At 61.8% G+C, this 7,913-nt stretch carries 6 protein-coding genes; 4 read left to right on the top strand and 2 right to left on the bottom strand.

The window, feature by feature from the left end:
• Nucleotides 1-143: 143 nt before the first annotated feature.
• Nucleotides 144-773 carry a LysR substrate-binding domain-containing protein gene (locus tag JFV26_RS14465; protein ID WP_242487831.1) on the bottom strand — a complete coding sequence of 210 codons (630 nt, stop codon included), beginning with the start codon at nucleotides 771-773 and terminating at the stop codon, nucleotides 144-146.
• Complete coding sequence (locus tag JFV26_RS33555) at nucleotides 701-1,060, bottom strand: LysR family transcriptional regulator (RefSeq protein WP_242487830.1); 360 nt, start codon at nucleotides 1,058-1,060, stop codon at nucleotides 701-703. The genes JFV26_RS14465 and JFV26_RS33555 overlap by 73 nt, the downstream gene beginning before the upstream one ends.
• Nucleotides 1,061-1,226: 166 nt before the next feature.
• Between JFV26_RS33555 and JFV26_RS14460 the strand changes: the two genes are divergently transcribed.
• The 4 genes from JFV26_RS14460 to JFV26_RS14445 all read left to right on the top strand — a co-directional run bounded on the left by JFV26_RS14460 (nucleotide 1,227) and on the right by JFV26_RS14445 (nucleotide 7,460).
• Entirely contained in the window at nucleotides 1,227-2,531 is a 1,305-nt protein-coding gene (locus tag JFV26_RS14460) for an MFS transporter (protein WP_201193378.1), read from the top strand.
• A 28-nt stretch (nucleotides 2,532-2,559) separates the two neighbouring features.
• Nucleotides 2,560-3,660: a CaiB/BaiF CoA transferase family protein gene (locus JFV26_RS14455; protein ID WP_201193375.1), complete on the top strand. Its 1,101-nt coding sequence runs from the start codon at nucleotides 2,560-2,562 to the stop codon at nucleotides 3,658-3,660.
• A gap of 123 nt (nucleotides 3,661-3,783) precedes the next feature.
• Nucleotides 3,784-4,566 (top strand): methylmalonyl-CoA decarboxylase, encoded by a 783-nt coding sequence (scpB, locus tag JFV26_RS14450; protein WP_201193373.1) that lies wholly within the window; start codon nucleotides 3,784-3,786, stop codon nucleotides 4,564-4,566.
• A 308-nt stretch (nucleotides 4,567-4,874) separates the two neighbouring features.
• Nucleotides 4,875-7,460: a bifunctional diguanylate cyclase/phosphodiesterase gene (locus tag JFV26_RS14445; RefSeq protein WP_201193371.1), complete on the top strand. Its 2,586-nt coding sequence runs from the start codon at nucleotides 4,875-4,877 to the stop codon at nucleotides 7,458-7,460.
• Nucleotides 7,461-7,913: the final 453 nt, after the last annotated feature.

The following is a 7,913-nucleotide window of genomic DNA, read 5'->3' as shown; positions in this document are numbered from 1 at the left end:
ATCTGATTCGGGATTTGTGGTGTTTGCGGTCGTCATCGCGAGCAGGCTCGCTCCCACATTTGATCTGCGGCGTTCACAAATCCCCTGTGTGCGAGCCTGCTCGCGATGAGGCCCTCAGTCACACCAAAAAAAACCACTATCCATCACCGCCCATCCGCCCACCCCGGCTGGCGCTCAAACCCGTCGAACAATTCAAAAATGGTGGCCTTGACCTTCTGCACCGCATTGCTCTGCACCGCCGTGTCATGCCAGCACAACGACAGCTCCCGGGTGAACAGTCGATGATCGATCCTCGCCAGCTTCAGCTTGTGCTGTTCCAGCTCAGCATGCGCCGCCGCCCACGGCAAGATCGTCACGCCAAGCCGGGCCTTGACCGCCGAGAACAGCAGGTCCGTGGAGTTGGCCTCGAACTCCACCTCACACTGCAGGCCGGCTTCCTGGAAAGCCGATTCGACCCGACTGCGAATCGTATTCGGCGCACAAGGCAGCACAAGCGGCATCTTCGCCAGGACCTGAATCGACACCGAGCCATCCGGTAAAGCAAATTCCGGCCATGCCACCAGGTACAACGTCTCGGTGAGCAGCCGTTGCGAGACCACGCCTCGGGTTTCGACCACATCGACGTTTACCGCCAGCGCCACCCGCCCGACAGTGATCAGGCCGCCGAGCTCGGCGCTCGGGGCGTCGATCAGCTCCAGTTTTATCCCCGGATAACGGCGGCGGATGGTCCGCGCCAGCGGGATCGCCAACATCCGCGCCGTACTCGACGGCATCCCGACCGAAACCTTGCCTTGCGGAAACTCGGCGTCCTGGCGCAGCAGTTCCCGGTGCCGTCGGCCTGGCGCAGCAGCTCGACGGCATGCCGGTACAACGTCCGCCCCGCCGCCGTCGGCACCACCCCGTGGACGCTGCGTTCGAGCAGTTGCATGTCCATGTCCTGCTCCAGATTGCGCATCTGCTGGCTGATCGCAGGCTGGGCGATGTGCAGGGCTTCACTGGCGCGAGTGATGTTGCCGCACTCGATGACCTTGATGAAATAACGCAATTGGCGCAGGTCCATGGGCACCTCCTAAGCCATCGTATTTTCCGTTGGGAGCAGAGGAATATCATATTTGAAGCTTATGAGATACCGCGCCTAGACTCGCCTCACAACAAACGAAGCGCTACCGGCCGCAACCGCCGGGCCGCGCTTCCATAGGCCTGAAAAAGGCCACTGGGAGATCGCCATGTCTAGAGCAATGACTGCATCTGCAACACGCGAGAAACCGATCAAAACGCCCCTGACCCGCGAGCAGATTCGCGGCTTCTGGACGGTCTACCTGGGATGGGTCCTCGATGGCGTGGACTCGGTCATCTTCGCCCTGGTGCTGATCCCGGCCATGACCGAGTTGCTGCCCAACTCCGGCATCACAGCCACCCCCGCCAACATCGCCATGTACGGTTCCTTGCTGTTCGGTTTGTTCCTGATCGGCTGGGGCTTGTCGTTTATCTGGGGGCCGCTGGCCGACCGCTTTGGCCGGGTGAAAATGCTGGCGGCGAGCATCCTGGTGTACTCACTGTTTACCGGCGCGGCAGCGTTCTCCGAGAACATCTGGCAACTGGCGGCGTTTCGGCTGATCGCCGGGATCGGCGTCGGCGGCGAGTGGGCACTGGCCGGGACCTACGTGGCCGAGTGCTGGCCGGAAGACCGCCGCAAAATGGGTGCCGGTTACCTGCAAACCGGCTACTACCTGGGATTCTTTATCGCCGCGTTGCTCAACTACACCGTCGGCGCCACGTATGGCTGGCGCGTGATGTTTCTGTGCGGCCTGTTCCCGGCGTTCGTGGCGATCTATACCGCGCTGAAAGTCAAAGAACCGCACAAGCCTGTCATCCACATCAAAGGCGCTAAAGCACATACCTCGTGGCTGGAAATCTTCGCCCCGGCGTTTCGTCGCCGCACGCTCACCAGCTCGGCCTTGGTCGGGGTCGCAATTGTCGGTTTGTGGGCCGGTTCGGTGTACGAAGCCACCGCGGTGGTGACCCTGGCGACCCGCGCCGGCATCGACCATGTCGGCGCGGTGCACCTGGCCTCGATTGGCGCAGCGATCCTGTCGCTAAGCACCATCCTCGGCTGCCTGGTCGCGCCGTGGCTGGCCGAACGCGTCGGGCGGCGCAAGGCGCTGGGCCTCTACTTCACCGGCATGGCGGCTTCAATCGTGGTCGCATTTGGCTGGGTGTTTTACATGGACGACGGCCTGCACCTGTTCATGGTGTCGCTGGTGTTCCTCGGCTTCTTCGGCGGCAACTTCGCGATCTTCTCGCTCTGGTTGCCCGAGCAGTACCCAACCCGCATCCGCGCCACGGCGTTCGCCTTCAACGCCTCGGTCGGGCGCTTCATCGGCGCCGGGGTCAACTTCCTGCTGGCGGCGGCCATTCACTGGCACGGCTCGCTCGGCGCGCCCATCGCCTGGACCGCCGCCGCGTTCGTGGCCGGGATTCTGATTCTGCCGTTTGCCGTCGAAACCCGTGATCAAACCCTGCCGCAATAGCGCTCTGATCATTGAACTGGAGAACCCTATGCAAGCGTTAAAAGGCGTGAAGATTGTCGACTTGAGCCGCGCACTGTCGGGGCCGTTCTGCACCATGGTGCTGGCCGACCTCGGCGCCGACGTGATCAAGATCGAGCCCGGCCCGAGCGGCGACATGAGCCGCACCTGGGGTCCGTTCGACCGTGGCGTCAGCACCTATTACCTGTCGTGCAACCGCAACAAACGCGGGATGTGCATCGACTTTCGCCACCCCGAAGGACTGGACACTATCCAGCAACTGATCGACGACGCCGACGTGGTGATCGAGAACTTCAAGCCCGGCACCCTGGAAAGCATGGGGCTCGGCTTTGAGGTGCTGAGTGCGCGCAATCCACGGCTGATCCTTGGCAGCATCAATGCGTTCGGTGCCGACGGGCCGATGAGCAGTTGGCCGGGCTTCGACCAGATCGCCCAGGGTTACTCGGGGCTGATGAGCCTGACCGGTTTCGTCGACGGCGACCCGACTCGAACCGGTACGGCTATCGGCGACTTGACCTCGGGGATGTGGCTGGTGACGGCAGTGATGGCCGCCCTGCTGGAACGCTCGACGACCGGACGCGGCCAGCATGTCAGTACGTCGTTGCTCGCCAGTCTGGTGGGGTTGTTGAGCGTGCATGGCCAACGTTATCTCAGCCTCGGCGATGTGCCCCGCCGTACCGGCAATGCGCATTCGGTCATTGCGCCTTATGGCGTGTTCCAGACCCTGGACGGCCCGCTCAACCTGGCGCCGATCACCTCGGCCATGTGGGGACGCTTGTGCATGTTGCTGGACTTGCCCGAATTGCCGGACGACCCGCGCTTCGCCAGCAACGAGGCCCGGGTCGAGCGCCGTGAAGAGTTGAAGGCGATCCTCGAAAGCCGCCTGAAAACCCGCAGCAAACGCGCCTGGACCGAATTGTTCATCGAGGCCGGCCTGCCCGCCGGCCCGATCAACACCCTCGACGAGGTCTTCGATGATCCGCAAGTGCTGCACAGCCAACTGACTGAAACCCTCACCCACCTCGACCCTCGGCGCACTTCGCCAAGTCGTGACGCCGGTGTTCAGCGCTACCGACAGCGCCGCCAGCCGCCCACCGCCGCTGTTGGGTGAACACACTATAGAGGTGCTGCGCGAGGCGGGTTTTGATGCCGCTTCGATCAACGCCCTGCTCGCCGCCAACGTCGTGTTCCAGGACACCGACGTTTCATCCGCACACGCCACAGGAACCGCCCAATGAACTCGACCGTCACCGTCCACCAGATCGATGAGCGTATCGCCCGACTGGTCTTCAGCAATCCCAGCCACCGCAACGCCCTCAGCGCCCAACTGCTGAGCGCCCTCGACGAGGGCCTCGGCGCCCTCGCCGCCCAACGCGTGCCCGTGGTGATACTTGGCAGCGAAGTGGGCCAACCGGTGTGGAGCGCCGGGCACGATATTCGCGAGCTGCAACATGATCGCGACCCGATCGCCTACGGCAAGCCCCTCGAACAAGTGCTGCGGCGCATCCGTGCGTATCCCGGCGTGGTCATTGCGTTGATCTCAGGTTCCGTGTGGGGCGGCGCGGTGGACCTGGCGATGAGCTGCGACCTGGTGGTGGCCGACCACAGCGCCAGTTTTGCGATGACCCCGGTGAACATTGGCCTGCCCTACACCACCAGCGGTTTGCTGCGTTTCTTCAACAACTTGCCGATTCATGTGCTCAAGGAAATGTTCTTCACCGCGCAGAAACTCGACGCGCAACGGGCGGAACGGTTTGGCGTGATCAATCGCCTGGTCGACAGCAGCGCACTGGAAGCGACCGCGCTGGAAATGGCCCAGGGTATCGCTGCAAAAGCACCGCTGGCGGTGGCGGCGGTCAAGGAACAGCTGCGGATTCTCGAAGATTTGCAACCGATGCCGGTGCAGGCGATGGAGCAGATTGCCGAGTTGCGGCGACAGGCCTGTGAGAGCAGCGACTTTGGTGAAGGGTTGGCGGCGTTTGCGCAGCGTCGGGTGGCGGTGTTTAGCGGTAGTTGATGAGGATCTGAGAGCTGCTGTGTTTGTGCCGCCGTCATCGCGAGCAGGCTCGCTCCCACAGGGGATCTGTGTTGGAACTCATTCACGTGAACGACACAAATCAACTGTGGGAGCGAGCCCGCTCGCGATGAGGCCCGGTCAGCCACCGCCAATTCCAAGGATGACCCCAGCGTTCTGGCCCACGCTGCCTATACTCTCGCCAATAGGTTCATCATCGACGATCGCGGATGACTGAATCGCTGGCCAGCCTGAACAATGCAACCATTCGGGCTGCCCTGACGCCGTGAGAATGGATCAAGGACGAGTCAATGGACCTTTCAGCCTATGCGGCCCCGGCCCATACCCGCCAAAGCTCGGTGACCCGGCGCCTGGCGCTGGCCATGGGCATCGTGTTTATCGCCGGGGTCGGTATCGCGGTCGGCACGTTGTTCAGCATCGCCGCCGGCCTCGACGCCGAAGACCTCAGCGATACCCGGTTCTACACCGAACGCGCGCTGGAAAACCGCGTCAGCGCATCAAAAAACTACATCACCAGCTATGCCTACTGGACGTCCGCCTATGAGCACTTGAATGGCCAGGTGGACACCGACTGGGCGTTCACCCAGCAAAACATCGGAAAAACGCTGTTCACCAACGATGGCTACGAGGGCGTATTCGTACTCGATCGGGAGCACACCAAGTACGCGGTGATTCGGGGGCTGTTGGTCCAGGGCGAGTTTTCCAGTTACCTGAGCGCGTCTGCCGCGACGCTGATCGATCAGGTTCAGGGCCAGGCCGACCTGACCAAACCGATGAGCCTGTACACGATGTTCGAAGGTCGACCGGCGCTGCTGACCGCTTCGGCGATCATGCCCAATGACGACCGCCCGATAACGGACCCCAAAAGCACCTCGCTGCTGGTGTTCGTCGATCAACTGGCCACGACCAAACTGCATACCCTGGGCGTCAGTTATGGCCTGGAGGAGTTGAGCCTCGTCGCCGATGCCAGCATCGCCAAAAACCTGCCACAGGTCGCCCTGGATAGCACCGGTTATAGCCTGATCGCCAAACTCGAAAAGCCCGGGCAGCATTTGTTGTGGTCATTACTGCCGCCGCTGATGGGCACGTTGGTGGTGCTGATGTTGCTGACCGCCTATTTCTTTCGCTATGCGTTGCGCTCCTCACGGTATGTCGACACCAGTTATGCGGAGCTGCAAGCCGCCAATCAGGCGCTGGAAGCCAGCGAAGAACGCTTTCGGGCGGTTGCGGAAGCGGCGTCGGACTGGATCTGGGAAATTGATCAACGCCAGTCCATCACCTACCTGTCCGGGCGCTTCAGCGAAGTGACCGGGTTCACCGATCAGCAATGGCTGGGCGAAAACATCGAGCAACTGCTGTATTGCGACACCACGCCCCTGGCCCTCTGGTTGAACAAACTGACCGAGCAAGCCGATGTCAGCGACCTGCGTTGTACCTACCGCGATCACACCGGACAGCAACGCTACTGCCGCGTATCTGCCCGGCCGATTTTCGACCACCACACCGTCATTGGCTATCGGGGTACCGCCAGCGACATCACCGATGAAGTCGCCGCCCATGCGCAAATCCAGCATCTGTCGATGCACGATGCGCTGACCGGCTTGCCCAACCGCAACAAGCTTTCGCGCTACCTTGACGAGGCGTTGCTGCTCAAGGAGTACTCGGCGCCGCTGACGTTATTGATGCTGGACCTGGACAACTTCAAGCCCATCAATGACTCCCTCGGCCACCCCGCCGGCGATGCGGTGTTGCAGGAGGTCGGTGCCCGTTTGCGTGACTGCACCCGCGACCATGACATCGTCGCCAGGTTGGGCGGTGATGAATTTGTCGTGGTGCTGCACGGCATGGACAGCCACAGCGAAATCGACAAATTCTGCACCCGACTGATCGCCAGCCTGCACCGGCCCATCCCTTATGAAAACCATGCGCTGCATATCGGCGCCAGCATCGGCGTAGCCCTGAGCCGCCGCCAGGGTTACCTGGCAGGCGAATTGATCCGCTGCGCCGACATCGCGCTGTACAAGGCCAAGTCCGACGGCAAAAACACCTGGTGCTATTTCGAAGCGCACATGAACGACCAGATTCAACAGCGTCGCCAACTGGAGGACGATCTGCGCCTGGCGGTGCAGAACCAGCAGTTTGTGCTGCATTACCAGCCGCGCTACAAAGTCGACGGCAAGGAAATTGTCTCGGTTGAAGCGCTGGTTCGCTGGCAGCACCCGACCCAGGGCCTGCTCGGGCCGGACGTGTTCATTCCCCTGGCCGAGCAAACCGACCTGATCGTGCCGCTGGGCCGCTGGGTGTTGCGCGAAGCCTGCGAAACCGCCCTGACCTGGCCGGCCCACTTGCTGCTGTCGGTGAATCTGTCTCCGGCACAATTTGCCCGCAGTGACGTGGTCGAGGATGTCCGCGAGGTGCTGGTCGAAACGCACTTCCCGGCCAGTCGCCTGGAACTGGAGATCACCGAAAACGTGATGCTCAACGACATCGACGGCGCCCTCACCACCATGAATGCGCTCAAGGAGCTGGGCGTGCGCCTGAACATGGACGACTTCGGGACCGGCTATTCCTCACTTGGCTACCTGCGTGCCTATCCGTTCGACGGGATCAAGATCGACAAACGCTTCATCGCCTCGATGAGCAGCGGCGGCAACGACCGCGCAGTGGTGCAGGCGATCATCGGCCTGGGCAAGGCCATGGGCCTGACCGTGACCGCCGAAGGGGTCGAAACCGAAGAGCAACTGGACATCCTGGGCGCAGACCAATGTCACGAGGTGCAGGGCTTCTTCATGAGCCGCCCGATCGACAAACAGGCATTCAGCAAACTCCTGAGCGAATCGCGCCCGCCATTCCCTGAACGCCCCCTCCCCCTGTAGGAGCAAGGCTTGCTCGCGAAGAGGCCCGCCCCCACAGCCTCAACTGGTACGCCACCGCCAGTCACTTTTCGAGGGTGTTAATACGCAAACATGACAGGTAATTTATGTTTTTGTAACATTTGGAAACGTATAATCCGCGCCAGCGTAGCCGGGCATCGACCCTAGCGTCGATAAACCCTGCAATTGCTGGCCCGATGGCCTCAATCAGCCCCCCAATACCCAACCTGCCAAAGGAGCATCCGGCCATGGACCCTGCCCATACTCGGTGGGTCATGCAGACAGAAGCTAAGCTCACGAAAGCCCCTCGCCCTGTTGCCTGATGAGTTCAACGTGGCGTTTGTGCCGGTGCCTTCAGCGTCCGCTTGCGTGACCTCACTCTGCTCTTTGCCAACCCTCAAGGGTGTGCCGTGCCGTGGTTCAGACGCGCGCACTCAAGAAAGTCCTGACTTGTGG

Source organism: Pseudomonas sp. TH31, from assembly GCF_016650815.1.
In the GTDB taxonomy this organism is placed as follows: domain Bacteria; phylum Pseudomonadota; class Gammaproteobacteria; order Pseudomonadales; family Pseudomonadaceae; genus Aquipseudomonas.
The sequence above is the reverse complement of the archived record's forward strand: the minus strand, read 5'-3'. Positions and strand labels throughout refer to the sequence as shown.

Bases quoted from the DNA above. Each gene is read 5' to 3' on its own strand.
- JFV26_RS14465 (WP_242487831.1), bottom strand. From the start codon at position 773: ATGCCGTCGAGTACGGCGCGGATGTTGGCGATCCCGCTGGCGCGGACC.
- JFV26_RS33555 (WP_242487830.1), bottom strand. From the start codon at position 1,060: ATGGACCTGCGCCAATTGCGTTATTTCATCAAGGTCATCGAGTGCGGC.
- JFV26_RS14460 (WP_201193378.1), top strand. From the start codon at position 1,227: ATGTCTAGAGCAATGACTGCATCTGCAACACGCGAGAAACCGATCAAA.
- JFV26_RS14455 (WP_201193375.1), top strand. From the start codon at position 2,560: ATGCAAGCGTTAAAAGGCGTGAAGATTGTCGACTTGAGCCGCGCACTG.
- scpB (WP_201193373.1), top strand. From the start codon at position 3,784: ATGAACTCGACCGTCACCGTCCACCAGATCGATGAGCGTATCGCCCGA.
- JFV26_RS14445 (WP_201193371.1), top strand. From the start codon at position 4,875: ATGGACCTTTCAGCCTATGCGGCCCCGGCCCATACCCGCCAAAGCTCG.